The following is a 26,769-nucleotide window of genomic DNA, read 5'->3' on the forward strand; positions in this document are numbered from 1 at the left end:
CTTGTTATCCCTCCATGACGAGCAGTGTTGGGTTTTCCAAGAGCTGCTTCACGTAGTTGACGAATCGCTGAGCAGGTTCGCCGTCGATGAGTCTGTGGTCAATGCTGAGCGAGAGCGACAGCACTTGGCCAACCACGATTTCACCGTTTTTCACAACCGGTTTTTCACTGATGCGGCCTACGCCGAGGATCGCAGCTTCCGGATAGTTGATGATCGGAGTAAAGAACATGCCGCCTGCGGAACCGATGTTTGTGATGCTGAAGGTAGAGCCTTTCAGCTCGTCAGCGGACGCTTTGCGGTCGCGTGCCTTTGCAGCCAGCTCGCTGATTTCGCCAGCGATTTCAAAGATCGATTTGCGCTCGGCAGCCTTCACTACCGGCACAACCAAGCCTTGGTCCGTAGAGGTAGCGATACCGATGTTATAGTATTTTTTGTAAACAATTTCTTGTTTTTCGTCGTCGATGGAAGCGTTCAGTTCCGGGAACTTTTTCAGTCCTGCGACAACAGCCTTGACGATGAATGGCAAATAGGTCAGCTTTACGCCGCGCTGTTCAGCCAGCGGCTTCGCGTCTTTGCGCATAGCGACCAGCTCTGTCACGTCCACTTCATCAAAGATGGTGACGTGCGGAGCGGTGTAAGCAGATTTAACCATTGCTTTGGCAACCGCTCTGCGAATGCCTTTGAGAGGCACCCGTTCTTCGATTTCGCCAGCTTGTGCCGCGTAGTGGACAGTCGGAGCTGCCGCTGCTTGCTGTACGCCAGTTGCTTCCGGAGCATCAGAAGCCACTGGTGCTGCCGCTTCAGCTGCTGCAGGAGCAACTGCTGCTCCGCCAGTCAGGAAGCGGTCGATATCTTCACGCGTAATGCGGCCGAGTTTGCCTGTGCCTGGCACATTTGCCAGCGCAACGCCTTTTTCACGAGCGTATTTGCGTACAGACGGCGTAGCCAGTACGTGTTTGCGATCGATTGGTGCCGCGGTTGCTGTCGCTGCAGGTTGTGCGAGCGGAGTATCCATTGCTTGGTTTGCGTTTGCGCTTACCTGGGAGCCAATATCGCAGCCCGGTTCCATTTTCTCTTCGACAGCCGGTGCTGCTGCTTGACTGTCTCCATGACCGTGGTCAGGGAGATTCGGGATTTCGCCCTCCACGTCAAATTCGATCAGCGGATCGCCGACTACGCAGACAGTGCCTTCCGTAACTTTCAGTTCCAGTACCTTTCCTTTTACAGGAGATGGAACTTCCACTACAGCCTTGTCATTTTGCACTTCCATGATAACTTGGTCTTCTTCAACGGTATCCCCCGGCTTGACATGCCATTTGACGATTTCGCCCTCATGGATGCCCTCGCCAAGCTCCGGGAGTCTAAAAGTAAAACGACTCACGCTATCTCCTCCTCAATGAGGTTGTTTGTACAAGCATAACTATCCATTATGGAAAAAGAGTTGCCTAAAGAAGGCGGAAAGCAATCTCTTTCCGCCGGGTATGTGATTAAAAATCGAGTACTTGGGTCAAACCGTCTACGACGCGTTTCACATCTGGCAGCCAGATGTCTTCTGCTTGTGCGAACGGGAAGATCGTATCCGGTGCAGTAACGCGAAGCACTGGCGCTTCCAGGTGCAGAATGGCGCGTTCGTTGATTTGAGCGATGATTTCGGCAGCTACGCCGGATGTTTTTTGCGCTTCCTGCACCACGATGGCGCGGTTGGTTTTCTTCACGGACGCGACAATCGTGTCGATGTCGATCGGGTTTACTGTGCGCAGGTCGATCACTTCCACTTTCGCGCCGCGAGCTTTTTCCAGCTCTTCAGCCGCTTTCAGACTGGTATGAACCATAGCGCCGTAGGTGATGATGGTAACATCGCTGCCCTCTTTCACTACGTTTGCTTTGCCGAGTGGAATGGTGTACTCGCCTTCCGGTACTTCCTGACGGAAAGAGCGGTACAGTTTCATGTGCTCCAAAAATACAACCGGATCGTTGTCGCGGATGGCAGAGATCAGCAAGCCTTTTGCATCGTACGGATTGGATGGGATGACCACTTTCACCCCAGGCGTTTGCATGATCAAGCCTTCCAGCGAGTCAGCGTGCAGCTCAGGCGTTTTTACCCCGCCGCCAAAAGGAGAGCGGAATGTGATCGGGCTGTTGTAGCGTCCGCCGGAACGGAAACGCATACGTGCCGCCTGAGAGGCGATCGCGTCAAATGTCTCGAATACGAAGCCGAAAAATTGGATTTCGGCAACCGGACGGAATCCGTTGACGGAGAGGCCCACAGCCAGGCCGCCAATTCCGGACTCGGCAAGCGGCGTGTCAAATACGCGCTGCTCGCCGAACTCGGCTTGCAAACCTTCTGTTGCACGGAATACCCCGCCGTTTTTACCCACGTCTTCACCGAAGACGAGAACGGTTTCGTCGCGTTTCAATTCAACGCGCATTGCGTCCGTAATGGCTTGAACCATTGTCATTTGTGCCATGGGTTATTTCGACTCCTTTGCCAGATATTCCGCCTTTTGCTCTTCCAGTTCAGGCGGCAGTGTTTCGAACATAACGTCGATGAGGTCGCTAACTTTCATTTTCGGCGCTTCGTCCGCTTTCTTGATCGCGTCAGCAACCGCTTGTTTTGCTTCTTCGATAACCGCTTCCTCGTCTTTTTCGCTCCACAGCCCTTTGTTTTCCAGGAACTTGCGGAAGCGGATCAGCGGGTCTTTTTGTTCCCATTCGCTTTGCTCTTCGCCAGTACGGTAGCGAGTCGGGTCGTCACCAGCCATTGTGTGCGGACCATAGCGATAAGTAAGCGCCTCGATCAGAGTCGCTCCCTCGCCGTCAATACCGCGTTGCTTCGCTTCGCTCACAGCATGGTACACAGCAAGAATGTCCATACCGTCTACGCGCGCGCTGGCGATACCGGCAGCTTTTGCTTTTACAGCAACGTTTTCAGCAGCTGTTTGCTTTTCAAACGGCACGGAGATAGCGTATCCGTTGTTTTGCGAGAAGAAAATGACTGGCAGCTTGTAAACGCCGGCAAAGTTCATCCCTTCGTAGAAATCACCCTGGGACGTTGCGCCGTCACCAAAGTAGTTGATCGCTACGCGTTTTTCACCGCGGAGCTTGTAGCCCATCGCAATACCTGCAGCCTGTGTACATTGAGCAGCGATGATGATTTGCGGCATCAGAACGTTGACGTCTTCTGGAATGCGTCCGCCCTCAATGTGACCACGGGAGTAGAGGAAAGCTTTGTGCATTGGAAAACCGTGCCATACCATTTGCGGAATATCGCGGTAGCTTGGCAGGATGAAGTCTTCTTTGGAAAGGGCAGCCTCGGAACCGATCATTGCGGCTTCCTGGCCGGCAACCGGCGCATAGAAACCAAGACGGCCTTGGCGGTTCAAGCTGATTGCACGTTGGTCCCACACACGGGTAAAGACCATTTTGCGCATCAGATCGCGCAATTCATCATCAGAAAGCTTGGGCATGAGATCAGGACGAACAACGGTACCGTCCGGAGCAAGAATTTGCAGCGGAGTGTTGTTACCCGTTTGTTCAACAGCAGTAGTCACGCTCATCACATTCACCTCGTCACTGGATTATAAAGCGGGAAAGGTTAATTGCGCAGAAAGTCGCCGTGTTGAAAGTGCTTACAACCACTTTCGCACAACCCTGTTATACCTCAGATAAAATAACTGTTCAATGTGTTATAGTATTGATATTACAGGGTTTATTTCCTTCCTGTTATCATTTACTATAAAATCTGTATCAGTTTTTTTCAAGGATTAGTTTGGAATTTCGTTTAGGAGTTGAGATGAAATCCCATGTCAGACTATGTAAAAAGAACGATTGTCAAAGAAGAAATTCCCAGCGTCTATTTGGATTCGCCCCGCTCCGTAAAGGTATATCTCCCCCCCGGATACAACGAGCTGCTCTCCTATCCCGTCGTCTACTGCCAGGATGGGAATGATTTTTTTACCATGGGTCGGATTGCCACGATTGCCAATCAACTGATCCTCGACGAAGGAGTGCCGCCCTTTCTCGTTGTCGGCGTCTCCGTGGAGAGAAGCAAACGGACAAGCGAATATTCCCCTATCGGATCGCGGCACGAGGGGTACAAGCGTTTCTTTATAGAAGAATTGATCCCCTACATCGAAGAGCGTTATCCGGTACGGAAAAATCCGGAAGCGCGCGTGCTGGCGGGCGATTCGCTTGGCGGAACCGTCTCCTTGCACATCGCTTTGGACGAACCCGCTCTCTTTCCGAATCTGCTCTCCCTGTCGGGGGCGTATTTCCAGCCTACTTTGGACCAACTGTCCGCTGCAGACGACCTTTCTTGGCTGAATGTCTGGATGGTGGTTGGACTGGATGAAACAACTGTCGAAACACACATGGGAACCTTTGACTTTGTGGAATGGAACCGCAAAACAAAAGACATTTTTGAAAAAAAGGGCGCTTCGCTTTCCTACCGGGAGAAGCCGGGAAACCATGTCTGGGGCCTGTGGCAAAAAGAATTGCCGGATGGCTTGCGACACTTTTTTCCGGCCTCCGATCTGTAGTTGTCCGCCTGCAACCGTCTATAGTCCGTTGATCTCCCGAATATCGGCGTAGCTGTAGTAACTGCCATCCGTCAGGAACAATCCCTGGTGGGTGGCTTTTTCGATTTCTCCCGCTACTTGCCGTTCATCGCTCAGGACAATGTTGACAACTTTGCTTTCGTCCCGCTGCATCTGATTTTGGACCTGCTGACGCTGTTTCGCGGAAATCATTTGAATCCCTCTTTCCCTTTTGTTGGATACTCGTAGTATTCCTTTGCAAAGGTCGATTTACTCCCCTGCTCTCATCAGGTGAGCGCCTTGTTGCCCGGCTGACTGGTGTCGATTCGCGAGACCCCTACTATGCCGCGGAGCTTCTTTCGCTTGAGTGAGATGGCACATTTTGGGGCAAACTCTACCCAAACTCGCAAATCCGAGCTTGTCATTCGGAGCTAAGAATTCACCTGGAAAGGATTCACCCAGATGAAGCCGTATGCAAAGTCCCACTCCCCGGAGCTTGTCCCCTCTCTCAGCGACAATCTGGAGCATATCTTGACGCTGCTCGGAAACAGCTCCGATATCGTTTATAGAGAAATGTCCTTGGGCGAGACAGAACGCAAGGCTGTCGCCATCTATGCAAAAGGGATGGTTGACCAGCAATTTTTGTACAGTCAAGTATTCGGGGTGATCTCCCGGCGCTTTCTCACAGAGGTGGAGGCCAGTCCCCCAGACTATCCGCAAAACCTGAAACATTTTGCACAGCATGCGAGCACATTCGGGGATATTTCAGTGGTATACAAATCTGATCAATGTGTCTCGGAGATATTGGCCGGAAATACTTGCGTTCTCTTCGACGAGTATCCCGGCGCCGTCATATTTGGAACGGCTAAGGACAAGTCCCGGCAGCAAGAGGAGCCTGCCAGCGAAGCCCTCGTACGTGGTCCGCGGATCGGTTTTGTAGAAGAGGTGAATGAAAATACAGCGATTCTCCGCCGGCGGTTGAAGGATCCCCATCTGACCTTTGAATCTTTATTTTTGGGCAGGCGGGCACGAAAAGAGGTCATCATCTGCTATCTGCGCGGGGTAACGAATCCGGATCTGGTGAATGAGGTAAGACGGAGACTGCAAAAAATCGACATCGACGATCCGATTGAATCCGGGTATGTTGAGAACTACATTCAGGACAACCCCTATTCTCCCTTTCCGCAGGTTCAAAATACGGAACGGCCGGATCGCGTGGAGGGCGCGCTTTTGGAAGGCCGGGTTGCGATTCTGATCGATGGTACGCCTTTTTCACTGATCGTCCCCGTAACGTTCCCCATGCTGATGCAATCGCCGGAGGATTACTACGACCGCTGGATTCCCGCTTCACTCATCCGCATGCTCAGGACATTGGCGCTATTCTTTGCGCTTTTCTTGCCTGCGTTATACGTAGCGCTCGTCTCCTACCATCAAGGACTCATCCCGACGAAATTGGCCATCTCTATTGCGGGTACGCGAGAGGGAGTTCCGTTTCCCACCATTGTAGAAGCGATGTTTATGGAAATAACCATTGAGCTCTTGCGGGAGGCTGGTTTGCGCTTGCCAAAGCCTGTCGGTCAAGCAGTGGGAATAGTAGGGGGCCTTGTCATCGGACAATCCGCTGTCGAAGCGGGTATCGTCAGCCCGATCATGGTGATTGTCGTTGCGTTGACGGCCATTTCGTCCTTTGCGTTTCCACAATACCCTGCTGCCATCGCGATACGTCTGCTTCGTTTCGGGATGATGCTGGCCGCCTCTATTTTCGGTCTATACGGGATCATTCTCGTATTTGTCTTGATCACCTCTCATGTGGTAAGACTCAAAAGCTTTGGCATCAATTATGCGGCTCCATATGTCCCCAATCGTGTATACACGTGGAAGGACCTGTTCCTTCGCTTGCCCTTGCAGACGCTGTTAAAATTCCGGCCAGCGATGTTCAAGCCGCTCGACCGAAACCGTTCCGATCAATCAAAGTAAAGGAGAGTGGGCTTTCGTGAGTTCCCTTCGGATTTCTCCTTTTTCACCATTCCAGCTGACGATTACAACTGTTTCTACCATCATCGGGGTAGCCATCCTTACCCTCCCCCGCGTCATCGCTGAAGAGGTGGGAACGCCGGATGTCTGGATCGACGTTATCCTTGGGGGAATCATTACTGCGGTCGCGGCAATGATTTGCCTGCATCTAAGCAACTGCTTTCCGGGTGAGACTTTTTATATTTACAACGTGCGCATCGTAGGAAAAGTACTGGGGACTCTGATCAGTGTTTTGTACATCTGCAACTTTACGACATTTGGGGCCTTTGAAGCGCGGGTGCAGGCGGAGGTTGTCCGTCACTTCCTATTGGACGAAACCCCTCTGGAGATAACCATGCTGGCCTTTATACTGGTTGGCTTTTATTTGGTGTCAGGCGGTTTGAATGCGATCATTCGGATCAATGAGTTTTATCTCCCCATCACCCTGTTGATCGTGTTTACGATTCTCTTTCTCAATTGGAAAAACTTTGAGTTTGACAATATACGTCCGTTCCTTGAAAACGGACCGTCAGCCTTACTCCCGGGCATCCTCCCTACCGCCCAGGCCTTCTCAGGTTTTGACGTGATCCTGTTTCTTGTGGCCTATACGCGCAATGCCCAAAAATCAACGCTCCCTATACTGCTCGGCTTTGCACTCGTCACACTCATCTATATGACCATCGTCATCATGGTAATCGGCTCCTTGACGCTTAACGAAGTGATTACCTTGACTTGGCCCACGATGGAATTCGTAAAGCAGATCGAATTTCCAGGAGCTTTCTTTGAACACTTTGAAATCTTTTTTATCACCATCTGGCTGCTAAATATGTTTACAACGTTTTTTATTAATTTGTATTTAGCTTCTTTAGGAATTCACCTTCTCATCGGCTGGAATATCAAGCTCGTCATGTGTTTGCTTCTCCCCGTGATATACGGAATCGCGCTATTGCCAAAAGATCTCAACGGGGCATTGGAACTCGGCAAGAGCATTGGCTTTTTCTCTGTCCTTGTCTCGACCCTCATCCCGCTTTTTTTGCTTCTGATCGCGATAGCCAGAAACCGGCCGAAACACGATCAACCGGTTAATGAGGGGTCGAGACCATGAGCATGATGAAAGCCAGATCTCTGCCAATCTTAGTTACGCTCCTCCTGTGCAGCGCCATCGTTTCCAGCGGTTGCTGGGATCGTCGGGAGATCGAGGACCTGGGGATCGCCATCGGGATGTCCGTTGACCAGGCTATACAGAAGAAGCGGACCTCCGAGGAAGAAAAACAAATCGTTCACAAGCATAAAACGATAATGCCTATCTCCGTTACTTATCAGATCGTAAACCCCAAAATTATTGGGGGAACCTCAAGGGGAAACCCTTCCAACCAAAAGCCTTACATTAACATTACAAGTTCAGGGGATACGGCTTTCCAGGTTGCGAGAGAAACAGCTACTCGCATAGGTCGTCCGCCCTTTTTCATGCACTTGAAAATAATTATTTTGGGTGATCAGGTATCTCGTAAAATTAATCTGGCCCAATTGCTAAACATGAATTTGCGAGATACCGAGATGCGTCGTACCGTTCATCTGACCATAGCGGAGGGAAACGGGAGAGAGATTCTTGAAGCAAAAACCAAAAATGAAGACTTGCCCTCCTTCGAGCTGTTAAGCCTAATCGATAACCTTTCTAAATCCATTCATATCGCCCAGCCTATATCCATTGGGACAGTCTCGGAACATATCCGAAGGAGTGGAAGAAGCGAAAGGAAAATTGGGACGAGGTGTTTAGTCGAATACCAGTATCTCTCGACGTAACGGTAAAAACAGAGGAGTTTGCCTTGAAAGGCAAGAAAAAATGATCCCTTTTTCAAAGAGAACGTGCACCAGGGAAGTCTGCTGCACGTTTCTCTTTCGGTATGCTGGTGCAGCCCTTTGTGACCCTGCTGCCCGCTGCTCCGTTCTTCCTCCCGGAAAAGTCATTTGGTAAAAAAGCTTGGACGCGTCATCCCGTTGACCTTGATGGATGCAAGATCGCTTCCACTGCTGCCAAAGTGTTCTGAATATCCTGATCACTGATGTGACGATGTGTTGTAAAACGAACGACCGTTTCGTCAAAGTCGACAGCAAGCACCCCTTTTTCAGCCAGCTTGGCCAAAAATTGTTCGGCAGAAAGACCCGCTTTGTCCGTGTGAACCAAAACTATGTTCGTTTCTACCGGTTCGACATGCAGAGATAGCTTTTGCAAACCTACGGCCAAATCATGCGCTCGCTGATGGTCTTCCGCAAGCCGTGACGTCATTTCCGTCAAGGCGAGTATTCCTGGTGCTGCCATGTAACCGACTTGGCGCATGCCGCCGCCCAGCTTCTTCCTCCACCAACGCGCCTCCTGGATAAACGCCCGGCTCCCTGCCAACACAGACCCTACCGGTGCGCTCAATCCCTTCGACAAGCACACCTGAACACTGTCTGTATACCGGGTAAGCCCGGTCACCTCGCAGCCCAACGCGACAGCAGCATTGAATAATCTGGCGCCATCCAGGTGGACAGGTACGTTGTTACGATTTGCTACTTCGTATACGCTTTTCATCTGTTCAGGGCGGACGACCGCCCCTCCAGCGCGGTTATGTGTATTTTCCATGCAAATCAAACGGGTCCTCGGAAAATGGATATTGACCCCGCGAATTGCTTTGGCTACCTCCTGTGGAGGCAGTGCCCCCCTATCTCCCGCGATCGTCCTGGTTTGCACCCCCGCGAGAGCAGCCATTGCGCCTCCCTCATAGTAAAAAAGGTGGGAGTCTGCCTCCAAAATAACCTCGTCGCCATTTACACAGTGGGTAAGGACTGCCACCTGATTCCCTTGTGTACCGCTCGTGACAAACAGCGCGTCTTCTTTCCCCAATATCTCGGCCGCCACTCTTTCCAGGCGGTTTACAGTCGGGTCTTCTCCATACACATCGTCCCCTGCTTCTGCCTCATACATGGCACGGAGCATCGCATCTGTCGGCTTGGTAACCGTATCGCTGCGCAAATCAATCGGCATCTTTCTTCTCTCCCTTCTCTCTTGCCATTTTAACACTTTCTGCATTGCATCGGGATTTGGCAGTTTGCTAATATGGAGGAGTACGATACCAAAACAAGGGAGACTGACCCATGAAGGTAAAAATTACTCGCAACGCCGCAAAACAATTGAAAGCCATTTTGGACCAAGAAGAGGATAAAGAGTTGAAGCTCCGCGCATACATAACACATGCACACGGTGACCATGCCCATTACGGCTTGGCATTGGATAAACCGACCGACGAAGATACCGTCGTTTCTACCGACAAGGAAATCGACGTAATCGTCAAGAAAGACGAGCCGTTGCTAGACGGCCTTGTTATCGACTACCTGTATACACCACAAGAGGGATACGTGCTTACAAATCCTTCCAAAGGAAATCACGGCGATCATTAATGGCTCCCTTGTCCCCGCTGCGAGTCATCAGCGGGGTTTTCTTGAGAATGAATTGTTTTGGGAAAAAGCTGTTTTTGTAAAAGCTGCTAGGAACCAAAAAAAGAGACATCTTGTCGATGTCTCTTTTTTGTAATGGACTCTATACAATTGTTGCAAAACTCTATTTGGGTCTAGAGCTCTTTTTTGTTCCAGGGCCTTTCCCATCTTTCGGAGTTCTCGTTTTCGCTGCAGGACCTTATTTCGTTACCAAAGTCTCTTGTTCGTTGCAAGCCGTTATTTTCGTTACAAAGCCTTCTTCTTTATTGCAAGACTTTTTTCTTTACAAAGATCTCTTCTCGTACAACTCAGGTGGCACGTCAGCAAAGAGCGGACTCATCCTGTCTTCCTGATGAATCATGAAAAGCCGATGTACGGGTCTGGTCATGGCTACATACAGGAGCTTTGTATCCCACTCATTGTCCAAGTACTCCTCGATATTCAACAAGATGACCACATCAAATTGCAGCCCCTTGGTCAAATAAGCTGGCATTACTACGACACCGCCCGGGAATTGGGTATCCTTGCTTCCCAGCAGCTTCAGTCCTTCGATGGAGGCCTTCAATGACTTGTATGCTTTTTTGCTGGCCTCGGCTGTTTTGGCTACGATCGCGATGGATTGAAAGCCCTCTTGCCGATAATCATTTACAAGCTGGACCAGATTTTTAACCGGCAGTTCTTTCCCGTCCCATGATGCCAACAAAGGCTTTTCCCCATGCCGCAATACCGGTTTGGCCATAATCGTCTCCGGCAGGTTTATCTTTCGCAGTACCTCGTTGGCACATTTCATAATTTCGATTGTGGAACGGTAGCTCTGCGCGAGTGTGTAGTAAACCCCCCGCGGCTGCTGAAAAACTCCCTCCAACAGTTCTTCCCACGATTGCAATCCCCTGTATGCATGGATGCCCTGCGCGATATCTCCCACTACCGTCAAAGAATGTCTCTTTGTCACAAGCCCGATCACCGCAATTTCCAACGCACTGAGATCCTGTGCTTCATCAACGACACTGTGGTCAAAGTGGTCGGCCTGCTCCAATCCTTCGATCAGATGCCGCAGATAGATCAGCGGCGCAACGTCTTCTGGCTCGATCCGCTCCGCTTCGAATATCTCTGCAGACGACCGGCAAATATCCTCGATATCCTCGCCATTGACTTCCCCTTTTGTCAGCTCTTTCAATAAAGCTGTGTCGGTCAACATTTCGCGGTACGACGAGAAGACATCCAGTTCAGGAAAAATGGAAAAGTATTTGTCCAGAAGCTGATCAATCATTTTCTCATATTTAGCCAACGCTTGCTTATCCAGATCAATTCGCTTCTCTCGCAGATGGGCGAACAACTGTTTATTGATGTCCTGCTTAACGTGCTTTCGAACGGCTTCCATTCGCCGACGATATGGCAGATGGGCATATTGTTCGGCAAAAAGCTGACGGATGGTCTCACCCGGAATCGTAAAAACATGTTTGGTTCTGTTGTAGACAAAGCTTAATTTTTTGTAGGCTACCCTGTTTTCCGCTACAAACAGCAAATATTGCTGGAGTACATCCCGGAAAGCGAGCGAGCCCTTGAACCGAAGACGATGCAGCACCGTCCGACGCTCGGCATCGCTCTGTCCTTGTTCAAAGAACAACTGAAGGGGCTTGTGCGGGTCCAGAATCCGCCAGCCTTTTGGAAGGATGGACTTGACCAGCTTGGAAGCCCAATCCAGGAATGTCGCCTGCTGAACGTCATCCACTCCCAATTCGGGAAGAACCTCTGAAATGTACGTAAGGAACAACCGGTTTGGTGCAAAAACCATAAACCTCTTTGACATCATCGAGTCCTGATAATTGTAGATCAAATAGGAGAGCCGGTGCAGCGCAATCGTCGTCTTGCCGCTTCCGGCCACCCCTTGAACGACAACCGGGCGATCCTTGTCTGCTCGAATAATGTCATTCTGCTCCGACTGGATCGTCGCTACGATATCCTTCAATCTGCTGTCGTTCGTCTGATTCAGGTTGGCTGCCAGGAACTCATCGATGTACCCTTCCTGCAAAAATTCATCCGGATGGCCAACTTCGCGATGAATCGTCTCTTTGAGCGCTCCATCGTATATCCCTGTAATCTTCCCGTCCTCAATGGCAAAATTTCGCTTCAGGCGGACTTCGCCTCGCACAATCTCCCTGCCGCTGCGGAAGTACGCATCCTTGCTCTCGCCGCTGTAATATAAACTGGCAATGGGAGCACGCCAGTCAACGACAATTGAATCGAATGTGTCGCTCCGAACGATGCCCCTCTTTCCTATGTATACGCTGTCCAACTCGTATGTCTCGTCTTTCAGGAAGTCCACTCGTCCAAAATACGGCTTTTCCAGTCCTTGGTCCTCAAGGTAGCGAAGCTCTTTTCCTTTTTTGTAGTTGACGACCTGTTTCACATAATCGTCCGTAATCTCTTTAACCTCTTTCCGAAGAGTGTCCACTTCCTTTTGGATAATAGAGCGTGTTTCATCGAGTCTCTTCTGTTCATGCTCGTAGTCCGGGTGCTGTACAGTCATTTATATCCTCCTTTCCAAATTGTCAGGTTCAGCATCGCAAGGAGAAGTCCGGTTTTATTTCCACATGGTTTCCGGGCACGGGCTCTTCTTTGTTTCCTCGTAGCCTTCCAATGCCCTCTTCTTTGATTTGATGTTGCTTCCGGATTGGCTCTCTTTTGTTCTCGTTGACGCCTGCCCGTCTTATCCCGCTATATCTTGCCTGTTTACCACACTTGTCTGCCGATCCAGATCCCTGAACCGCAAGCAAGAAGGCCGGCCAAAACACTGGCGCCTGCATAGAACAGCCCTCTGCCGATCTGCCCATCTCCGATGAAGCTTACCACCTCAAGCGAAAAGGTAGAGAACGTAGTAAATCCCCCCATCAGCCCGGTTGTAAACAGAAGGTACATCTCCAAAGACATCAATCCTTTTTCCTTTCCCCACGCATAGAGCAGTCCGATGAGAAAAGAACCGGAGACATTGGCCAGCCATGTCCCCGCCGGCAATCCGGGTTGGTTCATTGCGAGACCGAGACCATAGCGTAGCAATGAACCGACGGCTCCTCCTACGGCAACAGCCAGCCATGCCATCATGGCAATCCCCCCTTCTCTCCTTTTTTGTATGGAACAAAAAGACATCCAGGCAAAAAGCATGGATGTCTTCTTTTTATGTCAAATGGTGCGTTTTAGTGTTTGGGGTTGTTATCCTCGAGGTCTTCCACGTAGCGGATCGATTCGAGATTGGAGCGAAGCGACATTTTCACAGCATCAATGTATTTTTGCCGCAGTTTTTTCTGTTCCTGTTTTTCCTCTTCAGTCAACCCGGCTTCACGAGATTTTTTGGCCAACTCGTTGATCCGTTTGATTTCCGCGTCTGATACCAAAGCCGTTTCCCCTCGCTTTCAATGAATGCCGCTCTATTATATCACATCTCGGCAACGAAGCAAGGGAAAGCTGCAGCTTGTCAATTCCCGACAGGAATTTGAATCGATTGGCCTGGATAAATAATGGCACTTTCCAGCTTGTTCAATTTTTGAATCGCATATACCATATCGCGAACATCCATTTTCGGGTCACTCTTGTAGGTGACCGCCAGCTCCCACAAGCTGTCTCCCGGTTGGACGACGATTTCCTTTACTGGTTGGATCATTTGAGCTTGTTGTACCGTATGATCCCCAGAAGCGAACACTAGTTCTGTCAAAGTGTAAAAAAAGAGAGTGAAAGCGGCAAAAAACAGAATGGCCTGTCCACGCGTAATGCCAAAACGAGCAGTTTTTCTTTCTTCTTTGGCGAAGCGATTAGATACAGTCATTGTACTCATTATTTCATCCCCCTGCAAACGTACGTTCTATCTTCTTGTTCTCATCATAATGCGAACACTTGTTCATGTCAAGAAAAAAACGAACTTATGTTTGTCGAACGCAGGATCCCATGGTATAATATAGAAAACATGTTCGAGAAGATAGAGGTGTGGTCTATGTCCAAGCTATCCAATAGACAGCAAGCCATCATCGATTTCATCCGCAAAGAAGTAAGGGACAAGGGTTATCCCCCATCTGTCCGTGAAATCGGGGAGGCTGTCGGTCTGGCATCCAGTTCAACTGTTCACGGCCATCTGGCCAGGTTGGAAAAAAAGGGGCTCATCCGCCGCGATCCTACCAAGCCCCGCGCGATTGAGCTGCTGAAAGAAGAGGAGCGCTTTCAAGACGACTTTGACGTATCTGTTGTACGCGTACCGGTGATCGGAAAGGTGACTGCGGGTCAGCCGATCACTGCTGTCGAGCAGGTGGAGGATTACTTCCCACTCCCTGACAGCATCGTGACATCGGACAAGGTGTACATGCTGCGCGTGTCCGGAGACAGTATGATCGAGGCTGGCATCCTGGATGGAGACTACGTGATCGTTCGCCAGCAGAATGTGGCCAATAACGGTGATATCGTCGTCGCCATGACTGAAGAGGACGAGGCAACCGTGAAGCGTTTCTTCAAGGAAAAGAACCATTTCCGGCTGCAGCCTGAAAACGCGACATTGGAGCCGATTATTCTGGATTCTGTAACGATTCTGGGGAAAGTGATTGGCGTGTACCGCTTGATTCACTAGAATAAGAGATTTCGTTGCTTGGATGAGCCATGCCTTATGGCGGACTCTTTGAAAAACGCAATCGACTACGACAAGCTTTCCTTTTCCACCCTGACAGCAAAAAAGGCGTTCGCGATTGCCTCGCGGACGCCTCTTCTTTTCATTTCCTTCGATTCTTTGATCGGTCCTTCTCCTACGAATCCCACTTACAGTGCGACAAAGAACCAGATGATCATCACTACCTGAAGAACAACTTTTACGACCACACTGCCCAAAAAACCGATGAGCGAACCCACTCCCGCTTTAACAGCCCGTTCAAACGGCTGCTTTTGGATCAGCATTTCCACCAGAACGACCAGCACGAACGGCATGATCAGCATGCCAAATGGGGGGAACAAAATCACCCCGAGCAAAATCCCCAGTGCAGCTGCCCACGATGACGCTTTGGAGCCCCCGTACTTCTTGACAAAGTACATGTTGGTGAGTAAATCCGCACCGTAGAGAAGAACACTTAAGACCGCCATTCCCCACCAGAAGGAGGCCGGAAGTCCGGCACCCGGATCAGCAATAAAAAAGTGATACAGCAAGAATCCGCCCCACAATAAAATCGTATCAGGAATGACCGGCAAAAAGATTCCGGCAATACTGAGGATAAACAAGGCCGCTATCACGATCCACAACAAGATCTCCATCCATTGACACTCCCTTCTGTATAGGGTATACGATAAAGTGCGGTTTTCGTTTCCATCGACTCGCTACATTTTGACAGAAACCTGTATATACTCGGTTCTTCTGCGAGTCGTAAAGCCAAACGTCGAATCGGAACATAGATGGTCTCGTCCCTCATTGTTCCCCTGCAGAGTTGCAAATAAAAGAAAGATAATCTGAAAGGACAGAAAATGGCTATGCATTCTCAAACGAAGCGAGATTGGTTTGACCCTTCCTACCTGAAAAAAGGAACCCCTCGGCAGCGGGAAGCCTGGGCAGTCCTCGACAGCTTGGGAATCTTTGATGGGCTCAAAGAGTATCAACCGGTTCTGTGCGGAACGATCCCCCTCGATATTGATGTTGAGGACAGCGATCTTGATTTGATCTGTACGACAGCCGACCTGGATCGGTTTGGCCATGTGTTGAAAGAAAAATACGGGCATTTGGACCATTTCACACAAGACCGCCGAGAAATCCGCAACATCCCTACGGCGACTGCTTCCTTTTGGTATCGCGGTTTTCAATTGGAGTGTTTTGCTCAACCGATTCCTGTCACAGAGCAAAACGCCTACCGGCATATGATGATCGAAGCACGGCTGCTCCAGCTGTCTGGGCAAGAAGCAGCAAAAGAGATTCGGGCTTTGAAAGAACGGGGGCTGAAAACGGAGCCTGCTTTCGCTCTGTATTACGGGATTGTCGGAGATGATCCTTATCAGGCTTTACTTGAATTGGAAAGATATTCGAATGAACAGCTTAAGCAAGTGATGGCAAATAAACCGACCTAAACGCCGGCCGTAAACCGGAAATACGAATAATGGTAAACTCAGACAACTTGTGTGTCCTTATGCGGGCATAAAATTAAGATGACTTCTGGATACTTCGGAAGTCATCTTTTTTGGATTGCTAGATTTGTCGTTTTACCTTTTATTGGTTAGATTTCAGTTGAAGACGGCAAATCATGATTTTTTTTAAGAGACTGATATAAAATGTACACGAATCCAACATAAATGGGAAGCCAAACGGGTTCAAAGAATCCTGGAACTCGATAATCAGTAATTACAATTTTGTTTGGCCCAAAATCCAATTGTTGAATTAGATCTGAGATCATAAAAATAAAAACCCAAATCATCATCATTGTCGACAACACAATGGAAATCGCAATTTTTTTAATAATATCACCTCGTTATTATCAATAATCATTTCTTAAACGGACTTCAGAAAAGAAATGATCATTTTTGTAAAAACCCGAGTTAGTGTGCATACGCTGGGTTAAGTCCGCATTTCATTAAACCCAACCCTCAAATAATATGTTAATAATTTTTTATTTAACCATTAATATACACATCTGTAAACATATTTTAGGTATTTTGTTCTAAATTTTGCATTGTAAAGGGGGTTTATCTTTATTAGCAGCATCCCATCCAACTTTAGTCAAATAAATTCATAAAAAAAGCCTTAAAGTTAATAGGAAAGCAAGTTTCCCATCTACTTTAAGGCGTATCTAACTTATAAAGCTGAAACCTAGTTAAGATTAAACTAAACAAGTTTTGTTTCTTTTTAGGGTCCAAAGAAATACAAATACTCTTTCCCCTAAATATTAATACGTATTCATATACTGCTCGCGCTCCCACTCCGTTACACGGGTGCGGAACATATCCCACTCGATTTCCTTCGCGTCGACGAAGTGCATCAGTGCGTGTTCGCCAAGCGCTTCGCAGATGACCGGATCGGCCTTCAGGCATTCGATCGCGTCCTTCAAGGTAGCCGGCAAGCTGGCGATGCCCGCTGCTTCACGCTCAGCCTCGTTCATGATGTAGATATTGCGATCGACAGCCGGCGGCAGCTCAAGCTTGTTCTTGATTCCGTCAAGACCTGCTTTCAGCATCACGGCGAGAGCCAGATATGGGTTGGCGGCAGGGTCCGGGTTGCGAACCTCAATCCGGGTGCTCATACCGCGAGATGCCGGAATCCGTACAAGCGGAGAGCGGTTTTTCGCCGACCATGCTACATAGCAAGGAGCTTCATAGCCCGGTACGAGGCGCTTGTAGGAGTTCACCAGCGGATTGGTGATGGCGGCAAAACCGCGGGCGTGCTTCAGAATACCGGCCAAGTATTGCTTCGCCGTTTTGCTCAGGCCGAGGGTATCCTTGTCGTCAAAAAATGCGTTTTTCTCCCCGATGAAGAGAGACTGGTGGGTGTGCATGCCGGAGCCGGCGACACCATACATCGGCTTGGGCATGAACGTTGCGTGCAATCCGTGCTTGCGTGCGATCGTTTTCACCACCAGTTTAAACGTGAGAATCTGGTCCGCAGCTTGGATGGCATCTGCGTATTTGAAGTCGACTTCGTGTTGGCCAGGCGCAGTTTCGTGATGGGATGCTTCCACCTCAAATCCCATTCTCTCCAGCGTGAGAACGATGTCACGGCGGCAGTTTTCACCCAGATCGAGCGGAGCGAAATCAAAGTATCCGCCCTGGTCGTTCAAATCCAAGGTCGGCTCGCCTTTGTCATCCATCTTGAACAGGAAGAACTCCGGCTCCGGTCCGACGTTGAAGTTCGTGTAGCCCATCTCTTCGGCTTCTTTCAGCGCCCGTTTCAGGATGTAGCGAGGGTCCCCTTCAAACGGAGTTCCATCTGGATTGTAAATGTCACAGATCAGGCGAGCGACATTTCCATGCTCATTCCCCCACGGGAAAATGACCCATGTATCGAGATCCGGCACCAGATACATGTCGGATTCCTCGATGCGGACAAAGCCTTCGATCGAAGAACCGTCGAACATCATCTTGTTGTCCAGAGCTTTGGGCAATTGGGAGATCGGAATCTCGACGTTTTTAATGATCCCCATCAGATCAGTGAACTGCAGGCGAATGTAGTTTACATTCTCTTCTTTGGCCAAACGAAAGATGTCTTCTTTGGTGTACTTGCTCACGTTTCTCTCCTCCTATAGTCGTATGCATGTATCAGTGGAAGAAGCGGGAAAGCTCTCCACGTATCAACGCATGCTCGCTTGGGCGATTTGCGTTGCTGAAAAATATTTGTTGTTTGAGGAGCTGATGAAGCTCTTGCTCGGTAAGTTCCTTCCGCTTGGCCTCCGAACTGACGGTAATTTCCGTCTGCTCCGGAACAGGGTCTTGCAGCTGAAGCACCTGTTTGATTCCGGCAATGTTCAGTCCTTTTTCAATCAAGGCCTTCACTTCCAGCAAGCGGTCGACATCATTAAAAGAAAAAAGCCGCTGCTTTCCTTCTGTACGTGCAGGCTGTATCAGTCCGTTCTGCTCATAGTAACGGATCTGCCGCGCAGTCAGATCAGTCAGCTTCATGACGATACCAATGGGAAACAGCGCCATGTTTCGACGAAGGTCATCACTCATGACTTGTCCCTCCTTTGAAATCATTCCTTGCTTGCTATTGTATGATTCAAAAGCAACTCTGTCAACGGATGTCAGAAAAGATTACACAAAAAAGTAATAAAAAAGCGACAAGCCGCTGTTTGTGCTTATCGCCTCATAAACAACTCCGATTGATCTTTGCTAGTCTCTTCCGGGAATATCGAGCAAGCCCTTTTCCAGCAGGCCGTCAAGCGCTGTCAGGATGCCCACCTTCACATGGGAGTACGTAAGTCCGCCCTGAACAAACCCGAGGTAAGGGGGACGAATCGGTCCGTCTGCAGAAAACTCGATACTGGCTCCCTGAATAAACGTCCCGGCCGCCATAATGACCGGATCGGCATAGCCCGGCATCTCACTGGGGTAAGGCGTAACATGGGAATCGACAGGCGCTGCCTTCTGGATTCCCTGACAGAAAGCAATCAGCCGTTCGGCACTCCCAAACTCGACAGACTGGATCAAATCCGTACGAGGATCGTTCCATAGCGGGTTCGTCCGAAAGCCCAGGCGCTCAAGCAAAGCCGAGGAAAAGACCGCGCCCTTCAACGCCTCGCCTACCACGTGCGGCGCGAGGAAGAAGCCTTGGAACATTTCCAGCAGGGAGTACAGCGATGCCCCTCCTTCGGCTCCAATCCCGGGGGCCGCCATGCGGTAGGAAGCTCTCTTGACCAATTCCTTCTTGCCGACGATATAGCCGCCGGTTTTGACCAAGCCGCCTCCGGGGTTCTTGATCAGCGAGCCTGCCATGATGTCTGCTCCGACCTGGAGCGGCTCCAGCTCCTCCGTGAATTCCCCATAGCAATTGTCCACGAAGACGATCAGTTCGGGATTGATCTCTTTGACAAACTGAATCATCTCTTTCAGCTTGGCAATCGTAAAGGACGGACGGTCTGCGTAGCCGCGAGATCTCTGGATACCGATTACCTTTGTTTTCGGAGTGATGGCTGCCGCTACTGCGGGAAAGTCGATCTCTCCGGTAGGAGCAAGCGGCACATACTGGTACCCGATGCCGTACTCCCTTAGCGAGCCTTGCCCCTCTCCGCGGACGCCCACCACTTCCTCCAGCGTATCGTATGGCTTTCCGGTAATGTAAAGAAGGTCGTCACCGGGGCGCAGCAAACCAAAAAGAGAAATAGCGATCGCATGTGTCCCAGAAATGATATGAGGGCGTACAAGCGCATCCTCTCCACCGAACACATCCGCATAAATCGACTCCAGCGCCGCCCGACCGGAATCATCGTATCCATACCCGGTCGAGGGCGCAAAATGAAATTCATTCACTTCATGCTTTTGAAAGGAACGCAGCACTTTCAACTGATTATAGTCGACCAGGGCAGCGATCTCTTGATGCCGCCCTGTGATCATTTGTTCTACTTCTTCTACGATGGGGCGCAGACGCTCCCCGTGGGCAAATAAGGAAAACATGTGCTACTTACCAACTCTCTTCTTCAGTCTCTGGTTTTTCCAGGAGAAAAGGAGCAATCCTTCCGTAGATGGGATGATCTCTGTTCACTCTGACAGAAATCCGATAGGAGGAATCCGCTTCGTCAAATTCCTGTTCCATCTCTACCCCTTCCCTGTGCAAAAGCGACAGGATGTCGCCGCGCTCTGCCGGGACGATCAAGGTATAGCGATCAAACGAGGAGTAGACGTAGCCTTCAATCCGCTTAAGCAATTCGGCGCGGTCCTCCTGCCGAATTGCCGAGATCAAAATCGAGTCTTCCACCTTCGGCAGGTATGTTCCCTCCATAATCAAATCCGCTTTGTTGTAGACAACGAGCTGCGGGATGTCATCTGCTTTCAGCTCCCGCAGAATGCGATATACGACCTCCATATGAATCTCCAGGTCAGGATGATGCGCGTCGACCACATGCAGGATCAGATCCGCTTCTTTCACACCTTCCAGCGTAGAACGAAAAGCAGCAACAAGGGAAGTCGGCAAATCCTGGATGAAACCGACCGTATCAGTCAGGAGCACCTCAAGCCCGCTCGGCAAGGTAAGCTGGCGGGTAGTCGGGTCCAATGTCGCGAACAGCTTGTCTTCTTGGAGCGTTTCCGCCGAAGTCAGTTGGTTCAACAGCGTCGATTTGCCCGCATTTGTATAGCCGACCAATGCGATTTGAAACACATTGTTCTTTTTGCGGCGCTCCCGATGCAATTGACGGGTGCGAACCAGCTCTGACAGCTGCTGCTTCAGCTCGCTGATTCGCCGCCTGATGTGCCTGCGGTCGCTTTCCAGCTTGGTTTCCCCAGGGCCGCGCGTTCCGATACCGCCGCCAAGGCGGGAAAGCTGCTTGCCTTGACCGGCAAGGCGCGGCAGCAGGTAATTGTACTGTGCCAGCTCCACCTGGATTTTCCCTTCCCGCGAGTGCGCCCTCCCGGCAAAAATATCGAGAATCAACTGCGTCCGGTCAATCACCTTGCAGTCAAACGCGGTATCGAGGTTGCGCGTTTGGCTGGGTGAAAGCTCGTCATTGAAAATGATGACATCCACGTCCAGCTCTTCCGCACGATGAGCGATTTCCTGTATTTTTCCGCTTCCCAAATACCAGGCGTTGTCAATGCGTTCGCGATTCTGCGTGATGACATCCAGCACCTCTACATCGGCAGTCCTGGCGAGCTCATGCAGCTCCTCCATCGACAAGCGGGAGCGTTCCATATCGCGATTATCCAAAAAACAGCCAACTAAAATGGCTGTTTCCTTCGTCTTGATTCCACCTTCCAAGGAATCACGTCCTTTCTTTCCCCTATCATACCACATTTTACTCCTGCCGCTAGGAAGCGGACCAGACAAAATCCTCCGGCAACAACGTCATGACGTCATCCTTGGTCGGCTCTGCCACCGTCATCAGGCGGACAGCCTGCTTGCGGATCGCCTGCTCGATGGCATTGCGTACATACCGGGCGTTGCTAAAATTGGTTTCAAAAAGGTCGAGGCGAATGCGGTTCAAGTGCAGCCTCAATTTTTCCCTGGCGCCTGTAGAAAGCCTGTATTCTTTTCCCTCGACCATTGTCTCGGCAATTTTAATCAGTTCGTCTACGGTATAATCGGCAAATTGTAGCTGAATGGGGTACCGGGAGGGCAGACCGGGGTTCAGCTCCAAAAAGGCATCCATCTCGTCTGTGTAGCCTGCCAGTATACAGATGAAATCGTTGCTGTAATCCTCCAGTGCCTTCGTGAGACAATCAATGGCCTCTTTGCCGAAATCCTTTTCTCCGCCTCGCGCGAGCGAATACGCTTCATCGATAAAAAGGATACCGCCGATCGCTTTTTTGACGAGCTCTCTCGTCTTTTGCGCCGTGTGCCCGATAAACTCCCCGACCAGGTCGGCGCGTTCTACTTCGATCAAATGTCCTTTGCTCAATATCCCCATTTCCCGGAAGATTTTGCCGAATATACGGGCGACGGTCGTCTTTCCGGTGCCAGGGTTCCCTTTGAATACCATGTGATACACTTGTTTTTCCAGCTTCAGGCCGTGTCTTTCCCGCTCCTTGTTGATCCGAAGCAGCGCGTGAATCTCGTACATCAGCTTTTTGGCTTCCTGCAAGCCGATCAGTTTTTCCAGTTCATCGAATGCAGCGGCCACATTGCCGGGTGCAGTCGTTCGTACCTTCTCGGACAGTGTTTCCGGTAATTTGACCCGTTCCGGCTGGCGAAACACCACCTGTATCCGGTGGGGAGCCTTCTCTGCCATCGTATCAGCCGGCGGTTGATTGCCCGACGGTTTCACAAGCCATCACCTGCCTCTTGGTCATACCTTAGTATACTCACCTGCCCGGAAAACCTGCCCATTTTTTGTCTCCGATCTTGTGCTCGATGCTCCAGAAGTTGTTCTTTGCCTTAGATGCGGTCTTTACTGCGGTCTTTACTGCGGTCTTTACTGCGGTCTTCACGCCGCTGCAACCCCCAGCCTTCTCCCGGTGTAAGGCAATTACCTTCCCGGGACCCGTCGCCATCGCAAGTAACAGGAAACAGCAGCCAATCCTGCCATGCATCCCGACAAAAAGGGAACAACAGCACGAAGCGGCCGCAAGTGGGGAAACAACCCGTCAATCGCATAAAGGTATGCGCCCGCAGCAAGCAGGCCAAACCCGGCAACCCCCAGCCAGAAAGACCATTTTTCCCGGCAAGAAAGCTGTCTGCTATCCTTGGAAGCCGCCTGCGGCTTCAGCTCGGCCCGACGCAACCCATGCCTTGCTTCCCTTGCTATCACGAGCCCTATGCAGAGCAACCCGCCCATTGTACTGCCGTGCTGCAAAAACTTGTACACGGGGATGGCCATTCCAGCCAGCTCCACTTTTTCCTGCAAGAGCTGCAACCGACTTACCATGAATGCCCCGTCAGGGGTAAAAGCATCCCAGAAAATATGGGTTACGCTCCCCAGGACAGCAGAGCAGCAAAAGACGAGAAAAGAACGCAGCGTGGTAAGGCGCCTGGGCGACTCGGCACAGTGCTGCAGTCCGCGGTCAAAGGGTGCTGGCAAATGCTCGATCATCGCTCTTTTCACAATGCCGTGAAAAAGAAGGGCCAATAAAAACGTCATCGGCAAATCAAACAGAAACAGTCCTGCCAGCGTATGGCTCATCGAGCTGTATGCTTGCAAACGCAAAAAATACTCGAAATCCGGGGCCATGCTTCCAAAAACAAGCGCAGTAAAAGAAAACCAGCGAACCCGCCGCAATGGCAAGACGATTGCTGGATGGGCAAAAGTAAAAGGCATTGTCCTCTCCCGTTTACATAAGAAAAGTTATGTATACTATCCTGCTATTTTGTCAGCTATATTCTCTTCGTGCGGATTGATTGCGTTGTCATACCAGATAAAAAAGCCCGGATGGCTAAGATCCCGGCTTCGTTGTTGTGACGCTTATGCTTGTTGATTGTTGTCCTGAGACATGAGCGACACGGGACGCTGTGGAGTGAAGGTGGAAATGGCATGCTTATAGACCAGTTGCTGCTTCCCTTCACTGTCAATGACAATCGTGAAATTGTCAAACGCTCTGATGTAACCGCGCAATTGAAAACCGTTTACCAGGTAGATGGTGACCGCGATGTTTTCCTTCCGCAAGTGGTTCAGGAACGTATCTTGAATGTTGATCGTCTGTTTCATTGGTCATTACCCCCTAAAAGGACTTGTATGTTATATATTCGGCAATTGAGGAAACTTTCCTGCCATTATCTGTTTGATTGTTTGGACGATCTTCGGGTAGTCATCGGTGTTCGTAAGGTCAAACCACTCGATAGCTGACATCCGCCGGAACCAGGAAAGCTGCCTTTTGGCAAAATGCCTCGTACGCTGCTTGATATCGTTCACGGCTTTCTCCAATGTGATTTCTCCGTAGAGGTAAGGGATCAGCTCTTTGTACCCGAGTCCCTGCATAGAGGTCAATGCCGAACCGTAGCCGAGATCCAAAAGTCGCCTTACTTCCTCTACCAGACCGTCCTCAATCATCTTGTCCACTCGCTGATTGATGCGCTCATACAGCTTTTGCCGATCCATCGTCAGGCCAATCATGAAGATGTCATAAGGCGAATATGCTTCCCTGTGTTGAAAATCGGACATCCGCGTACCCGTCAGTTGATAGATCTCCAGGGCTCGGATGACTCGTTTCACATCATTGGGATGCAGTCTTTGCGCCGTCAGCGGATCCACATCAGCCAAGCGCCGATGCAGCTCTTCCACACCCTCAATCTCGGCCAGCCTTTGCAGACGGCTTCTCAATTCCAAATCTTGCTCGGCTGCAGCAAATTGAAAGCGATGGGTCACTGACTCTATGTAGAGCCCGGTTCCTCCCACGATAAAGGGCAGATGTCCGCGTCCGTTGATCTCGGTAATCAATCGGGTAGCTGACTCTTGAAAGCGGGCTACTGAATACTCTTCATCTGGATCAATAATGTCGATCAAATGATGCGGTACTTTTGCCAATTCAGCCGGAGACGCTTTTGCAGTGCCGATATCCATCCCGCGGTAAACCTGCATGGAGTCACCGGAAATGATTTCTCCCCGAAACTGCTCAGCCAGCTCCAGACTTAAAGCTGTCTTGCCCACTGCCGTCGGTCCTACGATTACGACGAGTCTCTCTTTCTCTTGCACGTTCACTCCCCTCCGCCTTTCTCTTTATAGCTGTATACGACCTGGTTTCCTCTGGTTCGATAGGGAGTGAAACCGAACTGTTGATACAGCCTTCCTGTCTTCCCTTCCTTCAGGACGACTCGCCTTTTGGCAACGCGAAGCGCCTCCGCTACGGCAGCTTGCTCCAGTGAACGGTTATTTGCCCATTCCCTGATTCCGGCTATTCCCGCGGAGCTGTTCACCGTCTCTTCGAACATGGGATCAAAGTACACCACGTCAAATGAATCGGCAGGCAAGCTTCTCAATACGTCCAAATGGTTCCCGACCCGAACTTCCACCCGCTTCATCGCTTCACGCAAAGCTTGTGATTCGGCTGGCCAGTATGCAAGCCCGTCTTCAATCAACAAAGCGATGGTCCGCTCGGATTCAACCCCGACTACACGTCCCGTTTCTCCAACGCCATGAGCAAACACGATGGCATCAGCGCCCAAGCCCATGGTGGCATCCAGAACCTTGTCTCCTGGTTGAATTTGGCAAACAGTGAGCATAGTATCATTATCGCCGCGCTCCAACCGCTTTATACGAAATGCAGCCGTGTTCGGGTGAAAAAAGAACGCTGTTTTTCCCACTGCCTCCAGTCTAGCTCCCTTGGAGGATACGATCAATACTTCCGATTCAGCAAATCTTTTTCTCAATTCAGCAAGCGAGTAGTCCTTTCGCTCTACGAGAGTCAGGTTGAAACGCGCCGCAAGCTCACGTGCGTGCCTCGTCGTTTCTGCGCTCGGTTCAAGGGAGGTGGTGACGATCATCCGTATCACCCGTTCGTAATGAAATCATGATCTGTCCAAGACGCTCCTTTTTACAATCATTCCACATTTCGCTTTTTTGGCATTCTTGTCCACTTCATTTTTATATCTTTTCCGGTTGGGGATGTCAAATCTGTTTTTGCCCCTCCCTTGGCCTGCAATAAATTTTTTACAAGAAGTTTACAATCGCTGGACCTTTGATCTTGAGGTATGGTCTCGATGCGGCGTAATACAGTGTAGAGAGCATATTTTTATGAAAGGTGGTTCGTTTGATGTATCCCCATCAATCCATGTCTCATTACCCTGTGCTGCCAACTCCCCGGAATCCGTACGTGATCAAGGTTACTGGCGAAGGTACAATCTCCGCGGCTCCGGACCAGGCGGTTGCGATTTTGGGAACAATTACAGAAAACCGAAATCTCCAGCTCGCTCAAGCCGAAAATGCAGAAGCTGTGTCGCGGGTCATTCAATCTCTGACGAACCTGGGAATACCACAAGAGCTGCTGAAAACACTCCGCTACCAAATCGAAATCCAGTACCAATACCAGGATGGCAGACAAATTTTCCAGGGCTACAAAGTGACGCATATGCTCCAAGTTATCATAGGCCAGATTGAGCAGACCGGGCTTGTTGTCGATACGGCTGTCGAGCATGGTGCAAATACCGTTTCCAGCATCCAATTCACTCTAAGAGACCCCGAGTACTTTTACAATCAAGCTCTCTCGACGGCGGTCAAGGACAGCCAGCAAAAAGCCGCAACGGTCGCAAGGACACTCGGTGTCCGATACAACCCTATTCCTCATCAGGTGCAAGAGCTTACCTCAGCTCCTGAGGCTCTTTCGTCTCGAGCCGAGACATTCCTTGCCAGAGCGGCCACCCCGATCCAGCCTGGTGAAATCAAAATTCGTGCATCCGTAAATGCGGAGTATACCTTCTCTCCATGTTAGCCATTGCTGCCAAATGTGCAGAAATCTCTTGAACAACGGAACACACATGTTCGCAAAACATGACCCCGCTAGGATTGCACCAACATCCACATCAAAGCCTCCATCGCTCTTCTAGATTTTGCCCTCTTACAAAAAATACATAGAAAAGACATGTGAAACCCGGCGCATTGATATTCGTAAATGTTAATATGGATGCAGCTAACCATACATTCGAACAGGGAGGTGTACGCCTTAC

At 50.2% G+C, this 26,769-nt stretch carries 27 protein-coding genes; 8 read left to right on the plus strand and 19 right to left on the minus strand.

Annotation, left to right across the window (positions count from 1 at the left end):
- Nucleotides 1–4 precede the first annotated feature (4 nt).
- The 3 genes from NSQ24_RS15105 to pdhA all read right to left on the minus strand — a co-directional run bounded on the left by NSQ24_RS15105 (nucleotide 5) and on the right by pdhA (nucleotide 3,557).
- Nucleotides 5–1,381 (minus strand): dihydrolipoamide acetyltransferase family protein, encoded by a 1,377-nt coding sequence (locus NSQ24_RS15105; RefSeq protein ID WP_003385720.1) that lies wholly within the window; start codon nucleotides 1,379–1,381, stop codon nucleotides 5–7.
- 106 nt (nucleotides 1,382–1,487) lie between these two features.
- Nucleotides 1,488–2,468, minus strand: a complete 981-nt coding sequence (locus tag NSQ24_RS15110) for an alpha-ketoacid dehydrogenase subunit beta (RefSeq protein WP_003385721.1) — start codon at nucleotides 2,466–2,468, stop codon at nucleotides 1,488–1,490.
- Nucleotides 2,469–2,471: 3 nt separating this feature from the next.
- A complete protein-coding gene (gene pdhA / locus NSQ24_RS15115) occupies nucleotides 2,472–3,557 on the minus strand; it encodes a pyruvate dehydrogenase (acetyl-transferring) E1 component subunit alpha (RefSeq protein ID WP_003385723.1) in 1,086 nt (361 codons plus the stop codon).
- A gap of 246 nt (nucleotides 3,558–3,803) precedes the next feature.
- Between pdhA and NSQ24_RS15120 the strand changes: the two genes are divergently transcribed.
- Nucleotides 3,804–4,538 carry an alpha/beta hydrolase-fold protein gene (locus NSQ24_RS15120; RefSeq protein ID WP_003385724.1) on the plus strand — a complete coding sequence of 245 codons (735 nt, stop codon included), beginning with the start codon at nucleotides 3,804–3,806 and terminating at the stop codon, nucleotides 4,536–4,538.
- A gap of 18 nt (nucleotides 4,539–4,556) precedes the next feature.
- Here NSQ24_RS15120 and NSQ24_RS15125 read toward each other — a convergent pair whose 3' ends face one another.
- The gene (locus NSQ24_RS15125) at nucleotides 4,557–4,748 is read right to left on the minus strand and encodes a hypothetical protein (RefSeq protein WP_003385725.1); all 192 of its coding nucleotides are present in this window, start codon (nucleotides 4,746–4,748) and stop codon (nucleotides 4,557–4,559) included.
- A gap of 249 nt (nucleotides 4,749–4,997) precedes the next feature.
- Here NSQ24_RS15125 and NSQ24_RS15130 point away from each other — a divergent pair, with 249 nt between their 5' ends.
- Genes NSQ24_RS15130 through NSQ24_RS15140 form a run of 3 tightly spaced genes read left to right on the plus strand, consistent with a single transcriptional unit; the run spans nucleotide 4,998 to nucleotide 8,351 of the window.
- Entirely contained in the window at nucleotides 4,998–6,512 is a 1,515-nt protein-coding gene (locus tag NSQ24_RS15130) for a spore germination protein (RefSeq protein WP_003385726.1), read from the plus strand.
- Between the two features lie 16 nt (nucleotides 6,513–6,528).
- Nucleotides 6,529–7,653, plus strand: coding sequence for a GerAB/ArcD/ProY family transporter (locus tag NSQ24_RS15135; RefSeq protein WP_243014291.1), 1,125 nt, complete (start codon nucleotides 6,529–6,531; stop codon nucleotides 7,651–7,653).
- Nucleotides 7,650–8,351: a hypothetical protein gene (locus tag NSQ24_RS15140; protein ID WP_243014292.1), complete on the plus strand. Its 702-nt coding sequence runs from the start codon at nucleotides 7,650–7,652 to the stop codon at nucleotides 8,349–8,351. Before NSQ24_RS15135 ends, NSQ24_RS15140 begins: the two co-directional genes overlap by 4 nt.
- A gap of 187 nt (nucleotides 8,352–8,538) precedes the next feature.
- On the opposite strand, the gene ltaE is transcribed toward NSQ24_RS15140, so the two are convergent.
- Nucleotides 8,539–9,576: a low-specificity L-threonine aldolase gene (gene ltaE, locus NSQ24_RS15145; RefSeq protein WP_003385729.1), complete on the minus strand. Its 1,038-nt coding sequence runs from the start codon at nucleotides 9,574–9,576 to the stop codon at nucleotides 8,539–8,541.
- Nucleotides 9,577–9,686: 110 nt separating this feature from the next.
- Between ltaE and NSQ24_RS15150 the strand changes: the two genes are divergently transcribed.
- A complete protein-coding gene (locus NSQ24_RS15150) occupies nucleotides 9,687–9,989 on the plus strand; it encodes an iron-sulfur cluster biosynthesis family protein (protein ID WP_003385730.1) in 303 nt (100 codons plus the stop codon).
- Between the two features lie 319 nt (nucleotides 9,990–10,308).
- Here the strand turns inward: NSQ24_RS15150 and NSQ24_RS15155 are convergent, their stop codons facing one another.
- The 4 genes from NSQ24_RS15155 to NSQ24_RS15170 form a co-directional block, all read right to left on the minus strand.
- Nucleotides 10,309–12,555 (minus strand): UvrD-helicase domain-containing protein, encoded by a 2,247-nt coding sequence (locus NSQ24_RS15155; RefSeq protein ID WP_039070968.1) that lies wholly within the window; start codon nucleotides 12,553–12,555, stop codon nucleotides 10,309–10,311.
- Nucleotides 12,556–12,758: 203 nt separating this feature from the next.
- On the minus strand, nucleotides 12,759–13,127 hold the full coding sequence (crcB, locus tag NSQ24_RS15160) for a fluoride efflux transporter CrcB (RefSeq protein ID WP_003385733.1): 369 nt from the start codon (nucleotides 13,125–13,127) through the stop codon (nucleotides 12,759–12,761).
- Between the two features lie 92 nt (nucleotides 13,128–13,219).
- Complete coding sequence (locus NSQ24_RS15165) at nucleotides 13,220–13,417, minus strand: DUF896 domain-containing protein (RefSeq protein WP_003385734.1); 198 nt, start codon at nucleotides 13,415–13,417, stop codon at nucleotides 13,220–13,222.
- An 80-nt stretch (nucleotides 13,418–13,497) separates the two neighbouring features.
- A complete protein-coding gene (locus tag NSQ24_RS15170) occupies nucleotides 13,498–13,854 on the minus strand; it encodes a LysM peptidoglycan-binding domain-containing protein (protein WP_003385735.1) in 357 nt (118 codons plus the stop codon).
- Between the two features lie 156 nt (nucleotides 13,855–14,010).
- Here NSQ24_RS15170 and lexA point away from each other — a divergent pair, with 156 nt between their 5' ends.
- Nucleotides 14,011–14,634, plus strand: coding sequence for a transcriptional repressor LexA (gene lexA, locus NSQ24_RS15175; RefSeq protein WP_003385736.1), 624 nt, complete (start codon nucleotides 14,011–14,013; stop codon nucleotides 14,632–14,634).
- A 185-nt stretch (nucleotides 14,635–14,819) separates the two neighbouring features.
- On the opposite strand, the gene NSQ24_RS15180 is transcribed toward lexA, so the two are convergent.
- A complete protein-coding gene (locus tag NSQ24_RS15180) occupies nucleotides 14,820–15,305 on the minus strand; it encodes a DUF456 family protein (protein WP_003385737.1) in 486 nt (161 codons plus the stop codon).
- 207 nt (nucleotides 15,306–15,512) lie between these two features.
- Between NSQ24_RS15180 and NSQ24_RS15185 the strand changes: the two genes are divergently transcribed.
- Entirely contained in the window at nucleotides 15,513–16,106 is a 594-nt protein-coding gene (locus tag NSQ24_RS15185) for a DUF4269 domain-containing protein (protein ID WP_311068404.1), read from the plus strand.
- 812 nt (nucleotides 16,107–16,918) lie between these two features.
- On the opposite strand, the gene glnA is transcribed toward NSQ24_RS15185, so the two are convergent.
- The 9 genes from glnA to NSQ24_RS15230 form a co-directional block, all read right to left on the minus strand.
- On the minus strand, nucleotides 16,919–18,253 hold the full coding sequence (glnA, locus tag NSQ24_RS15190; protein ID WP_003385739.1) for a type I glutamate--ammonia ligase: 1,335 nt from the start codon (nucleotides 18,251–18,253) through the stop codon (nucleotides 16,919–16,921).
- 31 nt (nucleotides 18,254–18,284) lie between these two features.
- Nucleotides 18,285–18,695 (minus strand): MerR family transcriptional regulator, encoded by a 411-nt coding sequence (locus tag NSQ24_RS15195; RefSeq protein ID WP_003385740.1) that lies wholly within the window; start codon nucleotides 18,693–18,695, stop codon nucleotides 18,285–18,287.
- 159 nt (nucleotides 18,696–18,854) lie between these two features.
- A complete protein-coding gene (locus NSQ24_RS15200; RefSeq protein WP_003385741.1) occupies nucleotides 18,855–20,135 on the minus strand; it encodes a methionine gamma-lyase family protein in 1,281 nt (426 codons plus the stop codon).
- A 7-nt stretch (nucleotides 20,136–20,142) separates the two neighbouring features.
- Entirely contained in the window at nucleotides 20,143–21,435 is a 1,293-nt protein-coding gene (gene hflX, locus NSQ24_RS15205; protein ID WP_024983803.1) for a GTPase HflX, read from the minus strand.
- 49 nt (nucleotides 21,436–21,484) lie between these two features.
- Nucleotides 21,485–22,405 (minus strand): AAA family ATPase, encoded by a 921-nt coding sequence (locus NSQ24_RS15210; protein ID WP_051567368.1) that lies wholly within the window; start codon nucleotides 22,403–22,405, stop codon nucleotides 21,485–21,487.
- Between the two features lie 237 nt (nucleotides 22,406–22,642).
- Entirely contained in the window at nucleotides 22,643–23,431 is a 789-nt protein-coding gene (locus tag NSQ24_RS15215; protein WP_172921118.1) for a DUF4184 family protein, read from the minus strand.
- A gap of 144 nt (nucleotides 23,432–23,575) precedes the next feature.
- Nucleotides 23,576–23,818 carry an RNA chaperone Hfq gene (gene hfq, locus NSQ24_RS15220; RefSeq protein ID WP_003385747.1) on the minus strand — a complete coding sequence of 81 codons (243 nt, stop codon included), beginning with the start codon at nucleotides 23,816–23,818 and terminating at the stop codon, nucleotides 23,576–23,578.
- A 30-nt stretch (nucleotides 23,819–23,848) separates the two neighbouring features.
- Complete coding sequence (gene miaA, locus NSQ24_RS15225) at nucleotides 23,849–24,808, minus strand: tRNA (adenosine(37)-N6)-dimethylallyltransferase MiaA (RefSeq protein ID WP_003385748.1); 960 nt, start codon at nucleotides 24,806–24,808, stop codon at nucleotides 23,849–23,851.
- On the minus strand, nucleotides 24,805–25,590 hold the full coding sequence (locus NSQ24_RS15230) for a class I SAM-dependent methyltransferase (RefSeq protein ID WP_003385749.1): 786 nt from the start codon (nucleotides 25,588–25,590) through the stop codon (nucleotides 24,805–24,807). Before NSQ24_RS15230 ends, miaA begins: the two co-directional genes overlap by 4 nt.
- Nucleotides 25,591–25,859: 269 nt before the next feature.
- On the opposite strand from NSQ24_RS15230, the gene NSQ24_RS15235 reads away from it, so the two are divergent.
- Complete coding sequence (locus NSQ24_RS15235; RefSeq protein WP_339166152.1) at nucleotides 25,860–26,534, plus strand: SIMPL domain-containing protein; 675 nt, start codon at nucleotides 25,860–25,862, stop codon at nucleotides 26,532–26,534.
- The last annotated feature ends 235 nt before the right edge of the window (nucleotides 26,535–26,769 follow it).

This window comes from Brevibacillus sp. FSL L8-0520 (genome assembly GCF_037963895.1).
In the GTDB taxonomy this organism is placed as follows: Bacteria; Bacillota; Bacilli; order Brevibacillales; family Brevibacillaceae; genus Brevibacillus; species Brevibacillus borstelensis.